Source organism: Vibrio sp. Vb0937 (genome assembly GCF_033338855.1).
Genome location: NZ_JAWOTK010000039.1, coordinates 1 through 20,925, shown reverse-complemented (window position 1 = coordinate 20,925; position 20,925 = coordinate 1). Strand labels below are relative to the sequence as shown.

The 20,925-nt window shown below is 44.5% G+C and carries 22 protein-coding genes and 1 pseudogene; 19 read left to right on the top strand and 4 right to left on the bottom strand.

The window, feature by feature from the left end:
• The 9 genes and pseudogenes from aroK to rplI all read left to right on the top strand — a co-directional run.
• A pseudogene (aroK, locus tag R7P67_RS21960) lies at positions 1-75 on the top strand (shikimate kinase AroK); the annotation flags it as partial.
• Positions 76-107: 32 nt separating this feature from the next.
• Positions 108-1,208: a 3-dehydroquinate synthase gene (aroB, locus tag R7P67_RS21955; RefSeq protein WP_005382764.1), complete on the top strand. Its 1,101-nt coding sequence runs from the start codon at positions 108-110 to the stop codon at positions 1,206-1,208.
• Positions 1,209-1,260: 52 nt separating this feature from the next.
• The gene (locus R7P67_RS21950; RefSeq protein WP_258657747.1) at positions 1,261-2,772 is read left to right on the top strand and encodes an SPOR domain-containing protein; all 1,512 of its coding nucleotides are present in this window, start codon (positions 1,261-1,263) and stop codon (positions 2,770-2,772) included.
• A gap of 69 nt (positions 2,773-2,841) precedes the next feature.
• Complete coding sequence (locus tag R7P67_RS21945; RefSeq protein ID WP_258657749.1) at positions 2,842-3,681, top strand: Dam family site-specific DNA-(adenine-N6)-methyltransferase; 840 nt, start codon at positions 2,842-2,844, stop codon at positions 3,679-3,681.
• Positions 3,682-3,773: 92 nt separating this feature from the next.
• Positions 3,774-4,445: a ribulose-phosphate 3-epimerase gene (gene rpe, locus R7P67_RS21940; RefSeq protein ID WP_005381300.1), complete on the top strand. Its 672-nt coding sequence runs from the start codon at positions 3,774-3,776 to the stop codon at positions 4,443-4,445.
• Positions 4,446-4,689: 244 nt separating this feature from the next.
• On the top strand, positions 4,690-5,079 hold the full coding sequence (rpsF, locus tag R7P67_RS21935; RefSeq protein ID WP_005381299.1) for a 30S ribosomal protein S6: 390 nt from the start codon (positions 4,690-4,692) through the stop codon (positions 5,077-5,079).
• An 8-nt stretch (positions 5,080-5,087) separates the two neighbouring features.
• On the top strand, positions 5,088-5,390 hold the full coding sequence (gene priB / locus R7P67_RS21930) for a primosomal replication protein N (protein WP_005381298.1): 303 nt from the start codon (positions 5,088-5,090) through the stop codon (positions 5,388-5,390).
• A 16-nt stretch (positions 5,391-5,406) separates the two neighbouring features.
• Positions 5,407-5,634: a 30S ribosomal protein S18 gene (rpsR, locus tag R7P67_RS21925; RefSeq protein ID WP_000090472.1), complete on the top strand. Its 228-nt coding sequence runs from the start codon at positions 5,407-5,409 to the stop codon at positions 5,632-5,634.
• 33 nt (positions 5,635-5,667) lie between these two features.
• Complete coding sequence (gene rplI, locus R7P67_RS21920) at positions 5,668-6,120, top strand: 50S ribosomal protein L9 (RefSeq protein WP_005382760.1); 453 nt, start codon at positions 5,668-5,670, stop codon at positions 6,118-6,120.
• A 77-nt stretch (positions 6,121-6,197) separates the two neighbouring features.
• Here rplI and R7P67_RS21915 read toward each other — a convergent pair whose 3' ends face one another.
• Positions 6,198-6,962, bottom strand: coding sequence for a DUF481 domain-containing protein (locus R7P67_RS21915; RefSeq protein WP_005381276.1), 765 nt, complete (start codon positions 6,960-6,962; stop codon positions 6,198-6,200).
• A gap of 221 nt (positions 6,963-7,183) precedes the next feature.
• Here R7P67_RS21915 and R7P67_RS21910 point away from each other — a divergent pair, with 221 nt between their 5' ends.
• On the top strand, positions 7,184-8,584 hold the full coding sequence (locus R7P67_RS21910) for a replicative DNA helicase (protein ID WP_005382759.1): 1,401 nt from the start codon (positions 7,184-7,186) through the stop codon (positions 8,582-8,584).
• 13 nt (positions 8,585-8,597) lie between these two features.
• On the top strand, positions 8,598-9,674 hold the full coding sequence (gene alr / locus R7P67_RS21905; protein WP_031777284.1) for an alanine racemase: 1,077 nt from the start codon (positions 8,598-8,600) through the stop codon (positions 9,672-9,674).
• Positions 9,675-9,712: 38 nt separating this feature from the next.
• Here alr and R7P67_RS21900 read toward each other — a convergent pair whose 3' ends face one another.
• Positions 9,713-10,132 (bottom strand): secondary thiamine-phosphate synthase enzyme YjbQ, encoded by a 420-nt coding sequence (locus R7P67_RS21900; RefSeq protein WP_005381271.1) that lies wholly within the window; start codon positions 10,130-10,132, stop codon positions 9,713-9,715.
• A gap of 305 nt (positions 10,133-10,437) precedes the next feature.
• Here R7P67_RS21900 and pgi point away from each other — a divergent pair, with 305 nt between their 5' ends.
• The gene (pgi, locus tag R7P67_RS21895) at positions 10,438-12,090 is read left to right on the top strand and encodes a glucose-6-phosphate isomerase (protein WP_005381270.1); all 1,653 of its coding nucleotides are present in this window, start codon (positions 10,438-10,440) and stop codon (positions 12,088-12,090) included.
• A gap of 99 nt (positions 12,091-12,189) precedes the next feature.
• On the opposite strand, the gene R7P67_RS21890 is transcribed toward pgi, so the two are convergent.
• Entirely contained in the window at positions 12,190-12,651 is a 462-nt protein-coding gene (locus R7P67_RS21890) for a chemotaxis protein CheX (RefSeq protein ID WP_005381269.1), read from the bottom strand.
• A gap of 9 nt (positions 12,652-12,660) precedes the next feature.
• Entirely contained in the window at positions 12,661-13,125 is a 465-nt protein-coding gene (gene zur, locus R7P67_RS21885; protein ID WP_005381268.1) for a zinc uptake transcriptional repressor Zur, read from the bottom strand.
• Positions 13,126-13,446: 321 nt separating this feature from the next.
• Between zur and dusA the strand changes: the two genes are divergently transcribed.
• The 7 genes from dusA (at position 13,447) to R7P67_RS21850 (ending at position 20,450) form a co-directional block, all read left to right on the top strand.
• Positions 13,447-14,427, top strand: a complete 981-nt coding sequence (gene dusA / locus R7P67_RS21880) for a tRNA dihydrouridine(20/20a) synthase DusA (protein WP_017821727.1) — start codon at positions 13,447-13,449, stop codon at positions 14,425-14,427.
• Between the two features lie 164 nt (positions 14,428-14,591).
• Positions 14,592-14,807 (top strand): envelope stress response protein PspG, encoded by a 216-nt coding sequence (gene pspG, locus R7P67_RS21875; protein ID WP_005381266.1) that lies wholly within the window; start codon positions 14,592-14,594, stop codon positions 14,805-14,807.
• Positions 14,808-14,905: 98 nt separating this feature from the next.
• Positions 14,906-15,565 (top strand): TIGR04219 family outer membrane beta-barrel protein, encoded by a 660-nt coding sequence (locus R7P67_RS21870; RefSeq protein ID WP_005381265.1) that lies wholly within the window; start codon positions 14,906-14,908, stop codon positions 15,563-15,565.
• A gap of 157 nt (positions 15,566-15,722) precedes the next feature.
• Positions 15,723-15,953, top strand: a complete 231-nt coding sequence (locus R7P67_RS21865) for a hypothetical protein (protein WP_005381264.1) — start codon at positions 15,723-15,725, stop codon at positions 15,951-15,953.
• A 117-nt stretch (positions 15,954-16,070) separates the two neighbouring features.
• A complete protein-coding gene (locus tag R7P67_RS21860; RefSeq protein WP_262654180.1) occupies positions 16,071-17,942 on the top strand; it encodes an assimilatory sulfite reductase (NADPH) flavoprotein subunit in 1,872 nt (623 codons plus the stop codon).
• Positions 17,942-19,678, top strand: coding sequence for an assimilatory sulfite reductase (NADPH) hemoprotein subunit (gene cysI / locus R7P67_RS21855; RefSeq protein ID WP_005382750.1), 1,737 nt, complete (start codon positions 17,942-17,944; stop codon positions 19,676-19,678). The genes R7P67_RS21860 and cysI overlap by 1 nt, the downstream gene beginning before the upstream one ends.
• Complete coding sequence (locus R7P67_RS21850) at positions 19,671-20,450, top strand: phosphoadenylyl-sulfate reductase (RefSeq protein WP_005382748.1); 780 nt, start codon at positions 19,671-19,673, stop codon at positions 20,448-20,450. Before cysI ends, R7P67_RS21850 begins: the two co-directional genes overlap by 8 nt.
• Positions 20,451-20,925: the final 475 nt, after the last annotated feature.

The window sequence follows — 20,925 nt, the reverse complement described above, 5'->3', positions numbered from 1 at the left end:
TACACTGTTCGCACTGACGATCAAAGTGCAAAAGTGGTAGCCAACCAGATCGTAAAAATGCTAGAAGAGAGATAAGTCTTTATCTTTTTTTTAATTGGAGCAAACCGATGGAACGGATTACGGTCAACCTAGCTGAGCGTAGCTACCCAATCTCTATTGGCGCCGGGTTATTTGAGGACCCGGCGTACCTCTCTCAAGTTCTCTCAAACAAAAATGCAAAACAAAAAGTTGTTGTGATCAGTAATGTCACAGTGGCGCCTTTGTATGCAGACAAAATTTTAAAGCAACTCGAGCAGCTCGGTTGTAGTGCATCCTTGTTAGAATTGCCTGACGGTGAACAGTACAAAAACTTGGATGTATTTAATCAAGTAATGAACTTCTTACTGGAAGGGAGTTATGCTCGTGATGTTGTGATCATCGCGTTAGGTGGTGGTGTTATTGGCGACCTTGTGGGTTTTGCGTCTGCCTGTTACCAGCGTGGGGTCGACTTTGTTCAAATACCGACCACATTACTATCCCAAGTGGACTCTTCGGTTGGTGGAAAAACCGCGGTGAACCATCCGTTGGGTAAGAACATGATAGGTGCGTTTTACCAACCTAAAGCCGTGATCATTGATACCAACTGCCTGTCGACGTTGCCTGAACGTGAGTTCGCTGCGGGTATCGCCGAAGTCATTAAGTACGGCATTATTTACGATGCAGATTTTTTTGTATGGTTAGAAGACAATCTTGAGCGCTTGTATGCGTTGGATGAAGAAGCACTAACTTATGCGATCGCACGTTGCTGTGAAATAAAAGCGGAAGTGGTGGCTCAGGATGAGAAAGAGTCGGGCATCCGTGCTTTGCTTAACTTAGGTCACACCTTTGGTCATGCGATTGAAGCGGAACTTGGCTATGGCAATTGGCTGCATGGTGAAGCGGTATCTTCCGGCACTGTTATGGCGGCCAAAACGTCGCATCTACGTGGTCTGATCTCGGAAGAGCAATTTGAGCGTATTGTTGCGATTTTGCGTCGTGCAAAACTGCCTGTGCATACTCCAGACAGTATGAATTTCGATGACTTCATCAAGCACATGATGCGAGATAAGAAAGTCCTCTCTGGTCAATTACGATTGGTTTTGCCTACAGGCATTGGCACTGCCGAGGTAATTGCTGATACGACACAAGACGTACTCAAACAGGCAATAGACTTCGGTCGCGATATTTAACCTTGTAATGGCGCCTTTGGGCGTCATTCTTGTAGTGTATTAAGGTTATTAGATGAGTGTTGCTCACGTACTGGAATTAGATTCTCAAATCGAGTTGCTTGATAGATTAGGTCTACTGACTAACTTTGGTTCCAATCTCATTGCGATTAATGGTCATGATGGGTACGGGAAATCTTGGTTAGCGCAGCGATACCTTGAAGTGGGTGCCAGTAACAAGAATCAATGTTTGTTACTTTGTCATTCTAATCAAGACGATGTGCAGCATCGCGTCCTTATTTTGAGTCAACTGGTTTCAGACGCATTGTTTAATCAGCAAGAGCCTTTACTTGATAGCCTTGAAAGGCTTTTAGGTGATGAGCCGTGTGACATTGCAATTGTTGTCGATGATGCGCATTTATTGAGTGAGACACTTATCTCTGAGCTTTGGATGCTGGTCTTAGAGGCGCACCATAAGCCAAATTGGACCATCAATGTCTTACTGTTTACACAGTCTGGACGTTTAGAAGGTTTGCTAGCACGTCTCAGTTATGGACAAGAGATAAAGCCTGTTGAGCTTGATATTGATATGTTGTCCGAAGTGGAAGCTCGTCGTTTCTTTGAGTCACTTGTTGCGCGCTACGTCGATGATGAGTCTGAGAAACGGGTTCGAGATGCATTTAAAAAAGTCGACCCAGTACCGGGTGACATCATGGCGTTAGGAGAGATGAAAGTGGAAAAAAGGATCATTATCCGCTCGATTGTCGGTTCACCCCTGAATATTGTGTTGGTGGTATTAGTCTTACTGTTGCTTGCTGCTGGTGGCTATTGGTGGATGCTTAGTCAACCAAGTCCTGATGATAAAGCGCAGCAAATTGCTGGCAGTTTAGAGCAAACGGTTATTCCAACTTTTGAAGAGTCAGGAGTCAGTGCAGCGCAGTCTTCACTGCAACCTGTAACCGATGGCTCTAGCAGCCTTGATAAGTCTGGTGCGATTGATGATTCTGATTCATTACCGCCAGCAGTGACAGAAGAAGTAGCGAGCGTAGGCAGTGATGACAATCAACAAAGAGTGGTGATTGAGTCGAATGTGGTCGATGCATTGCTTGAAGGTAAAACTGATTCAGCAGACACAAAAGCGATTGATGACGTCGTAGGTACTGAGAAAACAGAAACCGCCGATGAAACTAGCTCTCCTTTGATTAAAGTCGTAAAACCGAATCAAGATATGGCGCAAGCACCTGCTCAGTCAGAAGAGGGTGAGGCAAACCAACCTGTTGTGAAGTTTTCATTTGCTCGTGAAGAACTAAAAGCGCTATCGCCAAGAGCTTATACTTTACAACTCGCAGCTATGACCTCAATGGAAGATGTACAATCCTTTCTCAATGAGCATAAACTGAATAATCAAGTGCGAATTTATCCTACCGTTCGTAATGACACCGAGTGGTATATCATCACATATCAAGATTATCCGACAATTCAAATGGCTCGTGATGCCGTCGCAAGCTTGCCAGATTCGGTTAAGTCGGTGAGTCCTTGGGCAAAATCACTCCGTCAGGTTCACCGTGAAATTGAACGAGTGAAATAAACCTGAGCTTCCCTGAAAAATATGTTACATTCCGCAGCCTTAATTTTTGGTCGATAGATAGAGCAGTAGATGAAAAAGCAACGAGCCTTTCTTAAATGGGCAGGAGGAAAATACGGACTGGTTGAAGACATCCAACGTCATTTGCCGCCGGCTCGAAAGCTAGTTGAACCTTTTGTTGGTGCGGGCTCAGTGTTTCTGAATACCGATTATGACCATTATCTACTTGCAGATATCAATCCAGATTTGATCAATCTGTACAACCTGCTGAAAGAACGCCCTGAAGAGTATATCTCTGAAGCGAAGCGTTGGTTTGTCGCTGAGAACAACCGCAAAGAAGCCTACCTACACATTCGCGCTGAATTTAATAAAACCGATGACGTGATGTACCGCTCTTTAGCGTTTTTGTACATGAACCGCTTTGGTTTTAATGGCCTATGCCGTTACAACAAAAAAGGTGGCTTCAATGTACCGTTTGGCTCTTACAAAAAGCCGTATTTCCCTGAGGCGGAATTGGAGTTTTTTGCAGAAAAAGCCAAAAAAGCTACGTTCGTTTGTGAAGGTTATTCTGAAACATTTCGTCGTGCGCGCAAAGGGAGCGTCGTGTATTGCGATCCACCTTATGCGCCGCTTTCAAATACGGCAAATTTCACCTCATACGCAGGTAATGGTTTCACGTTGGACGACCAAGCTGCATTAGCCGACATTGCTGAAAGAACAGCGACTGAACGTGGCATTCCTGTGTTGATTTCTAACCACGACACTACCTTGACACGTCGGTTGTATCACGGTGCGGATCTTAATGTGGTAAAAGTAAAGCGTACCATTAGCCGTAATGGTAACGGTCGTAATAAAGTTGATGAGCTACTTGCGCTTTTTCATGCCCCAGACATGGATAAATCAAGCTCTTAATTCTCACACTATTATATCTAAATAGTGGATCTCCCCACTGGCTTCGGTAGAATTGCGCGCAGATTGTTTGCTCATTACTACTGAGGTCAGGTATGAAAGATTTTCTTATTGCTCCATCCATTTTATCGGCAGATTTTGCTCGTCTCGGTGAAGATGTAGAAAAAGTACTCGCAGCGGGTGCGGATGTGGTGCATTTCGACGTTATGGATAACCACTATGTACCAAACCTGACTTTTGGTGCGCCTGTGTGTAAAGCACTACGCGATTATGGCATCACAGCGCCAATCGATGTTCACCTAATGGTGAAACCCGTTGACCGTATTATTCCTGATTTCGCAAAAGCGGGTGCGTCAATGATTACGTTCCATGTAGAAGCTTCTGATCATGTAGACCGTACACTGCAGTTAATTAAAGAGCACGGCTGTCAGGCTGGTGTGGTACTAAACCCAGCAACGCCACTTGCAAGTCTTGAGTTTATTATGGATAAAGTCGACATGATTCTACTGATGTCGGTAAACCCTGGTTTTGGTGGTCAATCATTCATTCCTCATACACTAGATAAACTGCGTGCCGTTCGTAAGATGATTGACGAGTCTGGCCGTGATATCCGCTTAGAAATCGATGGCGGTGTGAAGGTTGACAACATTCGTGAAATTGCAGAAGCGGGCGCAGACATGTTTGTTGCAGGCTCGGCGATTTTCGGTGAGCCAGATTACAAACAAGTGATCGATCAAATGCGCGCTGAACTGGCTGAAGTTAAATAAGCACCGATAAGCCAGCGCAATAACACGCTGATTTTAAAGGCTGCCAGCTTGTTGGCAGCCTTTGTGTTTTCTAGTATTAGAAGAAATTAAATATCCGCTGCGCTGAGCAAATAATCACTTGCCTATTTTACGCCCTTTCTGTACTATTCGTGCTCCTTAAACTCAGTCAATTATCTTTAGTTCCTTGCTTCCTCTGGACGACTGAGCCATTTGTGGAAGCTGAATAATCCGTAAGGAGCAACCAATGCGTCATTACGAAATCGTATTCATGGTGCACCCAGATCAAAGCGAGCAAGTTGCTGGCATGATCGAGCGTTACACTGGTTCAATCACTGAAGCTGGCGGTAAAATCCACCGTCTAGAAGACTGGGGCCGTCGTCAACTGGCTTACCCAATCAACAAGCTTCACAAAGCTCACTACGTTCTTATGAACGTTGAAGCTGACCAAGCTGTAATTGATGAGCTAGAAACTGCTTTCCGTTTCAACGATGCAGTTCTACGTAACATGATCATGCGTACTAAAGCAGCGATCACTGAGCAATCTATCATGCTTAAGCAAAAAGAAGAGCGTGCTCCACGTCGTGAAGAGCGTTCTGAAGCTAAGCCTGAAGCTAAGTCAGAAGCTGCTGAGTAAGTTTTCTTATGGCCAATCGAATGGAGCTGAGCGGCACCATTGCCAAACCGCCCATTCGTAGTAAAAGCCCTGGTGGCATTGAACACTGTCGGTTTTGGCTGGAGCATCGCTCTACTATTATCGAAGCTGACTTACCTCGACAAGTTTATTGTCGTATGCCGGTAGTCGTCAGCGGGCTTGGGTCACAAGCACTAACTCAGAATTTAGTTCAAGGCAGTAACATTAAGGTAAGTGGTTTTGTCACTTATCAAACCGGCCGAAATGGCGTGGGAAAATTAGTGTTACACGCCGACAACATTACTCAAATTTAAGATCAGGAGATAGCCCATGGCTCGTTTCTTCCGTCGTCGTAAATTCTGCCGTTTCACTGCAGAAGGCGTACAAGAGATTGATTACAAAGACGTAGCAACTCTTAAAAACTACATCACTGAAGCTGGTAAAATCGTACCTAGCCGTATCACTGGTACAAGCGCTAAGTACCAGCGTCAACTAGCACGTGCTATCAAGCGTTCACGCTACCTAGCTCTACTACCGTACACTGACAAGCATCAGTAATCGGTTCATTTTATTAAGAAAGAGGATTAAGCAATGCAAGTTATTCTACTTGATAAAATTGGTAACCTAGGTGGTCTTGGCGATACTGCAAACGTTAAATCTGGCTACGCTCGTAACTTCCTTATCCCACAAGGTAAAGCAGTTATGGCAACTAAAGCTAACGTTGAAATGTTTGAAGCTCGTCGTGCTGAACTAGAAGCTAAAGTTGCTGAGCAACTAGCTGCTGCAGAAGCTCGCGCAGAGAAAGTTAACGCTCTAGAAGCGGTAGTTATCGCTTCTAAAGCTGGTGACGAAGGCAAACTATTCGGTTCTATCGGTACTCGTGACATCGCTGACGCTATCACAGCTGCAGGCGTTGAAGTTGCTAAGAGCGAAGTTCGCCTTCCTGAAGGTGCTCTACGTAACACTGGTGAGTTCGAGATCAGCGTTCAACTTCACTCTGAAGTTTTCGCGACAGTTAACCTACAAGTTGTTGCTGCTGAGTAATTCAGTATCAAGACGAAATACTAAAAAGCACCTCCTCGGAGGTGCTTTTTTTATTTCTAAAACTGAGAGAAAAAGGGTTAAAAAGCGAAAAGTAAATTAACGGAAAATACGCTGTCTGCTTTGCTTAAGCCTTCAGGCACTTTATCGTGATACTGACGAGAGTGCGCCAGTTTCAGTGCGATATCTTCAGTAATATCATTGGTTACACTGAGTTCACTATCAGTACGTGTGTTACTTCTACCTGTTACCAACGTAATATCAGCTGCGAAACTTAAATTATCCAACGCATGCCAAGTTGTGTTGATATTTCCTCGAAAAATGCCTTCTCTAACGATATCGGGAAAGACAATATCGTCATCATCTATTTCGTCTAAGTTTGGCTCTTGATAGCGAAAACCAGGGCCTACTTCTACCTCTAAAATGAAGTTCTCAGTGTAGGAGAACTGGTAACCCAAACCACCTGACAACGTATAGTCTTTAAAATAAGCACTGTAGCGAGAATCCACTCCTTTAAAGCTGCCATACAAATACGTCTTAGGGCCTAACTTGTAGTCACTCTGCAGGGAATAGGTGGATGAGCGTTTGTCTTCTTCACCGTCTTTGTACAAGTTGTAGTACTTCCATTCACCATTAGAACGGTGTCGACCTGACGTATATTCAGCACTCAAACGAGCATTCAGGGAACGAGAGTCCGTGTTACCTGTGTGAGCTTGATAGCCGAACTCCACCTCGGTTTTTAGTGGGTCGGGTACATCAATATTTTGCTCTGGCTGTACTGATTCGTCAGCATACGATGCACTAGCGCACAGTAGGCTAAAGCTAAGTAACCAGTATCGGGACACATCAACCTCGAACGTAATCAAAAAGGAGGGGCATGATACTGATACAGATATTTGGTTGGGTCAATGGTAGGTTAATTTTTATTAGAGCTAGGCGGAAGAACCAGGCTATTACCCGGATGGTTCACATGATGATTTCTTAACAAGTAATTGTCGCTTCGGGGAAGCATCTCAGCTAGGTTAAGGTTATAATCGTGGGTCAATAGTAGTTATCGAGCAAAGTCATGGCGGAAAACAGAAATCGCAAACCTTCAGACAGTCAGGTCGACGCAATCAAAGTGCCACCTCACTCACTAGAAGCCGAGCAATCAGTAATTGGTGGTCTTTTACTGGATAATGAACGTTGGGACACCGTTGCCGAACGTGTTGTGAGCAGTGATTTCTATAGTCGTCCACACCGCCTGATTTTTGAAGGTGTAAAAACCATTCTTGAAGCGGGTAAACCTCTCGATCTTATTACTTTATCGGAATATCTAGAGCGTCACGAGTTGTTAGAAGATGTAGGCGGTTTTGCTTACCTTGCTGACTTGGCGAAGAATACGCCAAGTGCAGCTAACATCAATGCGTATGCTGATATTGTCGCTGAGCGCGCGATTGTTCGTGGCCTTATTGGTGTCGCGAATGAAATTGCGGACGCGGGCTATGACCCTCAAGGTCGCAGTTCTGAAGATTTAATAGACATGGCGGAGAGTAAAGTTTTTGCTATCGCCGAGTCTCGAACTAGTGAAAACGAAGGACCACAAAACGTCGACAACATCCTCGAAAAGACGTTAGAACGTATCGAGTTGTTGTATAAAACGCCACAAGATGGTGTTACCGGGGTCGATACCGGTTTCACAGATCTCAATAAGAAAACCGCAGGTTTGCAAGGCTCTGATTTGGTGATTGTCGCAGCGCGTCCATCGATGGGTAAAACGACCTTTGCAATGAACTTGTGTGAAAATGCGGCCATGCAACAAGAAAAGCCCGTACTTATTTTCTCGTTAGAGATGCCAGCTGAACAGTTGATGATGCGTATGTTGGCCTCTTTGTCTCGTGTTGACCAAACCAAGATCCGTACGGGTCAGCTAGATGACGAAGATTGGGCGCGTATTTCTTCTACTATGGGTATCCTGATGCAGAAGAAAAATATGTACATTGATGATAGCTCTGGTCTAACTCCGACCGAAGTGCGTTCGCGCGCTCGCCGTATCGCTCGTGAACATGGCGGTCTATCTATGATCATGGTCGACTACCTTCAGTTGATGCGCGTGCCTTCGTTAACCGATAACCGTACTCTTGAGATTGCTGAGATCTCTCGCTCTCTTAAGGCGCTGGCAAAAGAGCTAAATGTGCCTGTTGTGGCACTGTCGCAGCTAAACCGTTCCCTAGAGCAACGTGCGGATAAACGACCAGTAAACTCGGACTTGCGTGAATCCGGTTCCATCGAGCAGGATGCCGACTTGATCATGTTCATCTACCGTGATGAGGTTTATCACCCAGATAGTCCGTACAAAGGTACGGCCGAAATCATTATTGGTAAACAGCGTAACGGTCCTATCGGCTCTGTTCGCCTCACTTTCCAAGGTCAACATTCGCGTTTCGACAACTACGCGGGTCCTGCATTCGATATTGATGATGAGTAATTCCATGAGCTATATGAAAGCGGCCAAGGCGTGCATTGATTTGTCTGCGTTGCAGCACAACTTACAGCGCGTAAAAGCTCAAGCGCCACAAAGTAAAGTGATGGCTGTCGTCAAGGCCAATGGTTATGGTCACGGATTACGTCATGTCGCAAAACATGCTAACCATGCGGATGCGTTTGGCGTGGCTCGCATTGAAGAAGCATTGCAACTGCGCGCTTGTGGAGTAGTAAAGCCGATTCTATTGCTAGAAGGTTTTTACTCTCCTGGTGATTTACCTGTTCTTGTGACGAACAACATCCAAACCGTGGTGCACTGTGAAGAGCAGCTTATCGCCTTGGAGCAAGCAGACCTTGAAACTCCGGTTGTCGTGTGGCTGAAGATTGACAGTGGCATGCACCGCCTTGGGGTTCGTCCTGAACAATATGACGAGTTTGTAACGCGGCTGAAGGAGTGTCCAAATGTAGCGAAACCGTTGCGTTACATGAGCCACTTTGGCTGTGCAGATGAGCTGGATAGCGATATTACCCCACAACAGATTGAGCTGTTTAAATCGTTGACTTCTGGTTGCCAAGGGGAACGTTCACTGGCGGCATCTGCGGGGTTATTGGCATGGCCTCAAAGCCATTTAGATTGGGTTCGTCCGGGTATTATCATGTATGGTGTGTCGCCATTCGATGACAAAACGGCGCAAGATCTTGGGTATCAGCCTGTCATGACACTTAAATCCCACCTTATTGCGGTACGTGAAGTGAAGAAGGGCGAAAGTGTTGGCTATGGTGGTATTTGGACCAGTGAGCGAGATACAAAAGTTGGGGTCATCGCTGTAGGGTATGGCGACGGTTACCCAAGAAGTGCTCCAAACGGTACGCCGGTGTGGGTTAATGGCCGTAAAGTACCTATTGCAGGTCGAGTTTCCATGGATATGCTGACGGTCGATTTGGGACCAGACGCAACGGATAAAGTCAGCGACGAAGCGATTCTTTGGGGGAAAGAGCTCCCAGTAGAAGAAGTGGCGGGTCACATTGGTACGATTGCGTATGAACTCGTGACTAAGCTAACGCCTCGCGTCGAGATGGAATACTCCAAATAAACAACGAAAGGCTAACCCAAGGTTAGCCTTTGTTTTATCTACTCACCGTTAATCGTAGCAATAACGCGGCGGCCGCCACCAAAGTCTCGATGCTCACCCAAGTAAATACCTTGCCATGTTCCTAAAGCTAATCGACCATTTTGGATTGGTACCGTCACACTACTGCCAAGCAGTGATGCTTTAATATGTGCCGGCATGTCGTCGTCACCTTCATAGGTGTGCTGATAATAAGGAGCACGCTCTGGCACAAACTTATTGAAGTGCGCTTCCATGTCCATACGCACGGTTGGATCAGCATTCTCATTTAAGGTCAAACTGGCGGAGGTGTGCTGAATAAATAAGTGTAATAAACCTACTGAAAGTTCGTTTATTTGTGGTAATTGTTGTTCAATTTCATCAGTTATCAGGTGAAAACCGCGGCTTCTCGCTTTTAATTGCAGTGTTTTTTGTGCCCACATACGTGTTCCTTTGGAAATTTATAAATTGGCGTCTATCCTATTCCAATTAGAGCCTGTCATTAGTAAATGATATGATTCTTGTCATCGTAAATGAATGTTCAATTTCAGGGCAGGGAACGTGACCTAACTCAATGTGAGTGTAAAAGCTCTCGGTCATAATTGGCGCCTGAAAAAAAATTACAAAGACTTGTTTTGTGGCAATTTGCCCAAACATCTAATTTATATTCTATTTGCTAAATCGGGGATTCCACAGTTTTCGCTAGACTGTAAGGAATGGAACCTACTGTAACATCGGGATAAAGACCATGTTGAAAAATATCAATCCAACGCAAACACAAGCTTGGAAAGCGCTAACGGCGCATTTCGAATCTGCACAAGATATGGATCTTAAAGAGCTGTTTGCTCAAGACGCAGCGCGTTTCGACAAATACTCTGCACGTTTCGGCTCAGACATCCTAGTCGATTACTCAAAGAACCTCATCAATGAGGAAACTCTGAAGCACCTGTTTGCTCTTGCGAAAGAGACCGAGCTGAAATCTGCAATTGAAGCGATGTTCAGTGGTGAAGCGATCAACCAAACAGAAGGTCGCGCTGTTCTTCACACTGCACTACGTAACCGCGCTAATACTCCAGTTATGGTAGATGGCGAAGACGTAATGCCAGCAGTGAACGCGGTTCTAGAAAAAATGAAATCATTCACTGAGCGCGTTATCGGCGGTGAATGGAAAGGTTACACAGGCAAAGCAATTACCGATATTGTGAACATCGGTATCGGCGGTTCTGACCTTGGCCCTTACATGGTGACGGAAGCTCTAGCGCCATACAAAAATCATCTAAACCTTCACTTCGTATCTAACGTTGATGGTACACACATCGTTGAAACGTTGAAGAAAGTTAACCCAGAAACGACGTTATTCTTGATCGCGTCTAAGACGTTTACAACACAAGAAACCATGACTAACGCGCACACTGCTCGTGATTGGTTCCTAGAATCGGCGGGTGATCAGGCTCATGTGGCTAAGCACTTTGCTGCGCTTTCAACAAACGCGACAGCCGTGTCTGAATTTGGTATCGATACAGCGAACATGTTTGAATTCTGGGACTGGGTTGGTGGCCGTTACTCACTATGGTCTGCGATCGGTCTATCAATTGCACTAGCAGTAGGTTTCGACAACTTCGTTGAGCTGCTTGATGGCGCTCACGAGATGGACAAGCACTTTGTATCAACAGATCTAGAAAGCAACATCCCTGTGATCCTTGCGCTTATCGGTATTTGGTACAACAACTTCCACGGTGCGGAATCAGAAGCTATTCTGCCTTACGATCAGTACATGCACCGTTTCGCGGCGTACTTCCAGCAAGGTAACATGGAATCAAACGGTAAATACGTTGACCGTGACGGCAATGCTGTAACTTACCAAACTGGCCCAATCATTTGGGGTGAACCAGGTACCAACGGTCAGCACGCGTTCTACCAGCTAATTCACCAAGGTACTAAGCTTATCCCATGTGACTTCATTGCACCTGCAATTAGCCACAACCCAGCTAGCGATCATCACCAAAAACTGATGTCTAACTTCTTCGCGCAAACTGAAGCTCTAGCGTTTGGTAAAAATGAAGAAACCGTGAAAGAAGAGTTGGTGAAAGTAGGTAAGAATGCTGAAGAAGTGGCAGCGATTGCGCCATTCAAAGTGTTTGAAGGTAACCGTCCAACAAACTCTATTCTAGTGAAGCAAATCACGCCTCGTACGCTAGGTAACTTGATCGCAATGTACGAACACAAAATTTTCGTACAAGGTGTTATCTGGAATATCTTCAGTTTTGACCAGTGGGGCGTGGAGCTAGGTAAACAACTGGCTAACCAAATCCTACCTGAGCTTGCAGACGAGTCTCAAATCAGCTCGCATGACAGCTCAACAAATGGTCTAATCAACGCATTTAAAGCGTTCAAAGCTTAATGTTTGAATAGATAAAGAAAAGGTCAGCAAATGCTGACCTTTTTATTGCCTGAGGCAAAAACAAAATAGGTTGGCCAGTGCCAACCTATTTTTTCTCTTTTATTCGAAGCAAATTTCGATAAAGGCATTTCCCCATTGGGAAGAGAAAGGCATGATAATAATTGAGCCTTCACACTTGTGGCGAATCGTATGACCTCGGCCCGAAACCACAACCGGTGTTGCCATATCAAAGTCAAAACCACTTTCCGCCAGAATGCGTTTCGCACCACCAGTAACCATGTTGGTGATCTCACCCACCATATCGGTCACTTCTTCATTGAGCCCATTTGGACGTTCACCAAGCATGTTCTGCATGATTTCTAGGGCGAGTGCTTCATCAAAGGTGATCGACATTGAACCACGAGTTTGTGGGCCTACCATACCAATCAGACCAGAAACGTCACCTCGTGCGATCTCATCTTTTTTGATTCGCGGTTTTTGTGGCTTCAGCTCAAGAGAAGCCATAGTTTTTAGCACGTTCATTAAAGAAGCTAAAAACGGGTTTACAAATTCAGCGCGCATAACGTTCTTCTATACTTTTTCTTTCGTCTCGGAGGAACAGGCCTGGCATTCACCATGAGTTTCAATAACTTGGTTGGTCAGTTTGAATCCATGCTTCTCGGCGTTTTCGGCTAACAAGGATATCAGCGTCTCATCTTCGAGTTCAACGACATCACCACATTTATCGCAAATTAGTAATTGGAAAAAGTGCTGCTGAGTATTGAAAGAACAACAAGTAATAAAGCTATTTGTCGATTCCACTCGGTGGATGAAGCCTTGCTCTAGGAGAAAATCTAATGCTCGATAAACAGTGGGCGGCTTAGCCTGAGGCTCACTCTCTTTTAGTTGCTCCAATAGCTCATACGCACTTGAGGCGCGGCGATTAGAACAAATGAGTTCAAATACGCGTCGGCGTTGCGGAGTCAGTCGTACTCCACGCTCTGCGCAGATACTTTCAATTTGTTCAATGATTGTTGGGTTCAAACCTTTCACCATAACTATCGGACGTGCTCTATGATAAATCATTTCTATACGAAGTTCGTTTAGAAATGCTTCATTTTACCCACTATCAGAACGAAAATCATGAATTAAAGCAAGTCGGTGGTGGTGTGAAGGCGGAATAATCATCACAGAATGAATCAACGAATGACAGATTCGTATTACTTCTGCGTATTCCTAAGCACTTGGCTAGTCAGCCAACCAAATCATTCTCGCTGAAACTAGCACCCAGAGGTGCTTGGGTATACAATACCCGACTTATTTTTTGAGCGTACTGCTGCGCTCGACCTTGGCAACATAAAAACGGGTGTTTATATCATGACTCATTCTTGCAGGCTCTCCGTAGCACCAATGTTAGATTGGACTGATCGTCATTGTCGCTACTTCCATCGCTTAATGACCAAAGAAACCCTGTTGTACACTGAAATGGTGACGACAGGTGCGATCATTCATGGAAAAGGAGATTTCCTGGCTTATAACGAAGAAGAGCATCCGTTAGCCCTTCAACTTGGTGGTTCAAACCCAGCAGATTTGGCTACGTGTGCCAAGCTAGCGCAAGAGCGTGGCTACGATGAGATTAACCTAAATGTGGGGTGTCCATCTGACCGCGTACAAAACGGTCGATTTGGTGCTTGCCTAATGGCTGAACCGCAGTTAGTTGCGGATTGTGTCGCAGCAATGAAAGACGTGGTCGATATCCCTGTAACAGTCAAGACTCGCATTGGTATTGATGATCAAGACTCCTACGAGTTCCTAACGGATTTCGTTTCTATTGTTTCAGAAAAGGGTGGCTGTGAGCAGTTCACTATCCACGCACGTAAAGCATGGTTAAGTGGTCTAAGCCCAAAAGAAAACCGCGAGATCCCACCATTGGATTACCCACGCGCTTACCAATTGAAGCAAGACTTCTCACACCTAACGATTGCGATTAACGGTGGCGTGAAATCATTAGAAGAAGCAAAAGCACATCTTCAGCATCTTGACGGTGTGATGATTGGTCGTGAAGCATACCAAAGCCCATATTTACTGGCATCGGTAGATCAAGAGTTGTTTGGCTCTAATGCTCCAGTGAAGAAACGCAGCGAAATTGTTGAAGAGATGTATCCATACATTGAAGCGCAATTAGCGAAAGGTGCGTACCTTGGTCATATTACCCGCCACATGTTAGGTTTGTTCCAAAGCATGCCCGGTGCTCGTCAATGGCGTCGTCATATCAGTGAAAATGCGCACAAACCAGGTTCTGGTCTAGAAGTATTGCAAGACGCGCTAGCTAAGATTCCAAAAGAATTGAATGTGTAAAATTCGCCAGTGAATGGCTAAAATTACCAACTAAAGAATGATAAAGCCAGAGTGCAGAAATGCCTCTGGCTTTGTTTTTTTATTAAAAATCATAATCTTAACTTCGTTTCTGTAAGTTGGTATGGAAACTGCTCTGTTTATTGAAAACAAATGGAGAAGTGATTATGTTGGAGCTAATCTTTATTTTAGTCTTTGCGGCGACCTTGTTGGTTACGGGTATCACAATGATGACCGTATTCGCAGCAACTGGTATTGCGTTAGTTGTGATGTTTTTACTGGGAATGGTTGGAGCGGTACTTAAACTATTACCATGGTTAATCGTGATTGCATTGGGTATTTGGTTCTTCAAGAATTACGTCGCTCAGCCCCGCTATAAATAATGAGTAACATCATTTAGTTGATGGAGAGGCGTGAGAATATGGTATATTTCCTCTCACGTCCTCTACGTGAATATCAGCTATCTCGGAGTAAATACTACATGACAAATAAAGCGAACATCGCTTTAACGGCATTATCGTTGGCAGTATCTTTTCCTGTTTTTGCAGAGTACTCTGTATCGACAAAAGTCGGCGCAGAGGTATGGGCTGCCGACACTAAAGTTAATGAAGTGAGACGAGATAGCAGTACCGCAGGCACTTTTTACGCGGCGATTGAACATGATGTTAAATATGTCCCTAATGCGCGCCTTCGTTACTCAAGTGTTGATGCGGATTACATGGGGTTCGATAAGCTCGATTTAACCTTGTATTACCACGTTCTAGAGCATGATTTATTGCACTTTGATGCGGGTCTCACGTTCAGTAATTTAAGTGACACTAAATACATTGATGCTGGCTCAAGCAGGCGTGTAGAAGAATTTGATGAGCTGATTTGGGCTTGGTATGGTTACGCAGAAATTCAAGTTCCGGATACAAACTTTGATGTGATTGGTGAGATAAACTTTGGTGACAACAAAGGTATCAAAAGCACCGATTTCATGGCAGGTGTTCAATACAATGTACCGCTCGAAAAAGCTCGACTGGCTTTTCGTGGAGGTTACCGTGTGATTGATTTAGAGTCCGATAAATTCATGTCGGATCTAGGGAAAGAGTTTATTTTTGCTAACGGCTTCTTTGTGAGTGCGGAATACGCGTTCTAAATTCAGCCATGTTAGATATTCGATTTACTTAAAACGTCGCTTTATAAGCGGCGTTTTTTTATATCACTTCATTATATCTAATCGAAATTTCTCCCTATTTGGCTGACTTAGACCATGCTTACCTAGGAGCAATGTGAAAGTTAAAGCAGGGATAGCGATGACAATAAATGAACTAAGACATCTATTCCGTGAAAATCAGCTTATCGAAGCGATTATTGAGCCTGCAATCCAAGAGGGTGGTTGGGTTGTAGAGTTCAGACATGCGCGCGGTGGTTTTGTTTTTCTAACGGACAGTCACGGCGAAGAATGTCTTTATGAAGATTTGGATACTGCGTCAAAATCGGCAATGGCAGTAGGCTTTCAACAAGTCCGCATTGAAGATCGATGAGCAAAAAGTAAGCCGTTCTTACTTCCAAAAAGTTATAAAACATTCACTTCTATTCTTTCTTGTTATTAAGGAGAGTGGGTACTCTATCGTCACGCAATGAATAGGGATGTCGTGATAATGTCTTTTCAAAAGAATGAGTATTCTCACAAGAATGTGTCTGAAGATAATAATGGGCAAGGAGGAAATCCTCCAATCACAAGCCCTCTGAATGACCAACAAATTAGCTCACTCCAACAAACTGTCTCTGAGTTGTCTTCACAGCAACTTGCTTGGGTCAGTGGGTATTTTTGGGGATTAGCTCAAAATCAACCAAACACAGCGGTAACGCCAATTGCACAAGCAACGGCAGCCATATCAGCGAAGCCAGCAGGTAAGTTGAGTATTATTTTTGCTTCCCAAACGGGCAATGCTAAAGGTGTTGCTGAAGCTCTGGAACAGGAAGCAAAAGCAGAAGGAATTGCAGTCGAACTTTTTGATGCAAGCGATTACAAAGGTAAAAACTTAGCCAAAGAAACGCATGTCATTATTGTGGCATCGACTAACGGCGAAGGCGAAGCGCCAGACAATGCCATTGAGCTACATGAGTTTTTGCAATCGAAGAAGGCTCCTAAGCTGCCAAACCTGCAATATGGTGTTATTGCATTGGGAGATTCTAGCTACGAGTTCTTCTGTCAGACCGGTAAAGACTTCGACACTTACCTATCAAAGCTAGGCGCGACTCCATTTATCGAGCGTCTTGATTGCGATGTGGATTATGAAGCCCCCGCAACTGAATGGCGTAAGAATGCGTTAGACAAGGTAAAAGATACACTTTCTTCTGGCTCTGAAGCGGATGTGGTTCAACTTCCTGTGGGTCAAGCTGCGACTGCGCACTCTCCTTACAATAAACAAAATCCGTACACTGCGACGTTACTGACCAGTCAAAAAATCACGGGCCGTGACTCTGGAAAAGACGTTCGTCATATAGAAATCGACTTAGAAGGCTCGGGCTTAACGTATCAGCCAGGTGATGCACTAGGTGTGTGGTTTGAAAATAGCTCGGAACTTGCAAATGCCATTCTTGGTAAGGTCGGTTTGTCTGGGGTTGAGACTGTTGACGTTGATGGTGAAAGCTTGTCAATCCACAGTGCTCTCGTGAGTAAATATGAAATCACAACATCTAACCCGCAGCTCATCACAAAGTTTGCCGAGTTATCCGGTAGCAAGAAGCTACAAAAGTTAGTTGAAGATAAAGATAAGCTTCGCGAGTACTCTGCAAATACTCAAATCGTTGATGTACTGGCAGAAAAGAAAACCAAGTTAACCGCAGATGAGTTGATTGGTTTGCTTCGTCGTCTTACTCCACGCCTTTACTCTATTGCATCAAGCCAAGAAGATGTCGATGAAGAAGTACACCTAACGGTTGCTTTGGTTGAGTACGAACAAAACGACGAAAAACGATATGGTGGTGCGTCTAGTTTCTTAGCTCAGCGTCTCGAAGAGGGAGATGAAGTTAAAGTATTTGTTGAGCATAACAACAACTTTAAACTGCCGGAAGATGATAGTACTCCAATTATCATGGTTGGTCCTGGCACAGGGATCGCACCATTCCGTAGCTTTATTCAGGAACGTGAAAACCGCGATGCTGAAGGCAAAAACTGGTTGTTCTTTGGTGATCGCACGTTCACTCAAGACTTCTTGTACCAAGTGGAATGGCAAAAGTATCTCAAGTCAGGAGTACTAAGCCGATTGGATGTTGCCTTTAGTCGTGACCAAGTTGAAAAGGTTTACGTACAACATCGCATCTTAGAAAACGCAGCTCAAGTGTGGCAGTGGATCCAAGAAGGCGCTTATATCTATGTCTGCGGTGATGCAACGCGTATGGCAAAAGATGTGCACGACGCATTGGTTATCGTTGCTGAACAAGAAGGCAAGATGCCGCGTGACGATGCAGAACAATTTATTAATGACCTACGTAAAGCGAAACGTTATCAGAGGGATGTTTACTAATGACTTTTTCTACGGACAATAATAAGCAGGTTGTATTAGGTGAAGAGTTAGGGCCGCTATCTGATAACGAGCGCCTGAAGCGAGAAAGCAACTTATTACGTGGCACTATTGAGCAAGATTTACAGGACCGTATTACAGGTGGCTTTACTGCCGACAACTTCCAGTTAATTCGTTTCCACGGTATGTATCAACAAGACGATCGTGATATCCGTAATGAACGCACAAAGCAAAAACTGGAACCATTACATAATGTGATGCTTCGTGCTCGTATGCCTGGAGGCATCATCACTCCAACGCAATGGTTAGCGATCGACAAGTTCGCAACGGAGCACTCTTTATATGGAAGTATTCGTCTGACGACTCGCCAAACGTTCCAGTTTCATGGGGTATTAAAACCGAATATTAAGTTGATGCATCAAACGCTCAACAGTATTGGCATTGATTCGATTGCAACCGCGGGTGATGTAAACCGTAACGTGTTGTGTACCACTAACCCAGTGGAGTCAGAGTTACACCAAGAAGCTTACGAATGGGCGAAGAAGATCAGTGAGCATCTATTACCAAAGACGCGCGCTTATGCAGAGATTTGGCTAGACGGTGAAAAAGTAGAAAGCACAGAAGAAGACGAACCGATTCTAGGCAAGAACTACTTACCACGTAAGTTTAAAACCACAGTGGTTATCCCACCGCAAAATGACGTAGATGTACACGCTAACGATCTCAACTTCGTAGCGATTGCAGATAACGGCAAGCTGGTTGGTTTTAACGTCCTGGTCGGCGGCGGCTTAGCGATGACGCATGGCGATACATCAACTTATCCGCGCCGCGCTGACGACTTTGGCTTTATTCCGCTGGACAAGACACTTGATGTTGCCGCAGCTGTAGTAACAACTCAGCGCGACTGGGGTAACCGTTCAAACCGTAAGAACGCAAAAACCAAATACACATTGGATCGTGTAGGTAGCGATGTCTTTAAAGCGGAAGTCGAGAAACGTGCTGGTGTTAAGTTTGAGCAAAGCCGTCCATATGAATTCACAGAACGTGGTGACCGTATTGGCTGGGTAGAAGGAATTGATGGTAAATATCATTTAGCGCTTTTCATCGAAAATGGTCGCTTATTAGACTTTCCAGGTAAACCACTTAAGACGGGTGTTGCTGAAATTGCCAAAATCCACAAAGGCGATTTCCGCATGACAGCAAACCAAAACCTAATTGTTGCGGGTGTACCTAAAAACGAAAAAGCGAAGATTGAAAAGATCGCTCGTGAACATGGCTTAATGGACGACGGCGTAAGTGAACAGCGTAAGAACTCAATGGCTTGTGTTGCTTTTCCAACTTGTCCGCTAGCGATGGCAGAAGCTGAACGTTTCCTTCCTCAGTTTGTTACTGATGTTGAGGGGATTCTGGAGAAGCACAACCTACCAGAAAATGACAACATCATTTTGCGTGTAACTGGGTGTCCAAATGGTTGTGGTCGCGCAATGTTGGCTGAAATTGGTCTAGTTGGCAAAGCGCCGGGTCGTTACAACTTGCACCTAGGTGGTAACCGTGCTGGTACTCGAGTACCAAAAATGTATAAAGAGAACATCACGGATAAGCAAATCTTAGAAGAGATTGATCTGCTGGTGGCTCGATGGTCGAAAGAGCGTGAAGAAGGCGAAGCCTTTGGCGATTTCACTATTCGTGCTGGCATTATCCAAGAAGTGCTCGTATCAAAGAGGGACTTTCATGCTTGATTCTGTAGCATCCAAGCTGGAGCTCACAGAGTTACTGACATTAACAAAGACGGAGCAAATCCTCCGTCTTGCTCAAATTAATGTCGAGCTCGAAAAGCTTTCAGCACAAGAGAGAGTAGCGTGGGCTTTAGATAATCTAGAAGGCGAGTTCGCGGTTTCTTCTAGTTTTGGTATTCAAGCCGCGGTTATGCTTCATTTAGTTACTCGCGCCAAAGCGGACATCCCCGTCATTCTAACCGATACTGGTTACCTGTTTGCTGAGACGTACCGATTTATCGATGAGCTGACAGATGCTCTCAACCTAAATTTAAAAGTTTATCGAGCCAAGGAAAGTGCGAATTGGCAAGAAGCTCGATATGGAAAATTATGGGAGCAAGGCGTAGAGGGAATTGAAAAATACAACAAGCTCAATAAAGTTGAGCCGATGCGTCGAGCGTTAAAAGAGCTTAATGTTGGAACGTGGTTCTCTGGACTGCGTCGAGAGCAAAGTAAATCTCGTGCAGGTTTACCGATTCTATCAATTCAGAACGGTGTGTTTAAATTTCTACCAGTAATTGATTGGACTAATAAAGACGTTCATTACTACTTAGAACAACACGGCCTTAAATACCACCCATTGTGGGATGAAGGTTACCTTTCAGTTGGTGATACACATACTACTCGTAAATGGGAGCCGGGAATGTCAGAGGAAGAAACTCGATTCTTTGGCTTAAAGCGAGAATGTGGCCTACACGAAGATGATGGCTCTGAACAAGATGGGTCTGGCATATAGCCATAATGCTCTTTAAATAGAGTTTAGGTTAAGTTTAATAAAGATAGCTGCAATAAAGCAGCTTTCTTTATTTATGGTACTTGAAAAACACGTCTCAAAGAACAATTCTGTGGATAAGTTGTGTGAGAGTTTGGGGTAAAGCTGAATAAATAAAGGTTTGATCGAAAACTCATCGTTTAACCATTGTTTTTGCAATTTTTGAAAAATAACACTTGCCAATGTGAGCGCGATCTCTATAATGCTTCCTCGTCGACAGGGCAAGGTCTCACAAGGGGTTAAGCGAAGTTGATAAGGCTGAAAAGAAAAACGAAATAATTTGAAGAAAGTGTTTGACACAATAAATTATCTCGCTAGAATGGCCGCCTCTTCCGAAGTGATGTCAATCACAAAGAAGAGTTGCTCTTTAACAATATAGACCTATCAATCTGTGTGGGCACTCGTTGATGATAATCCAATTAGATACCTCGGTATCAAA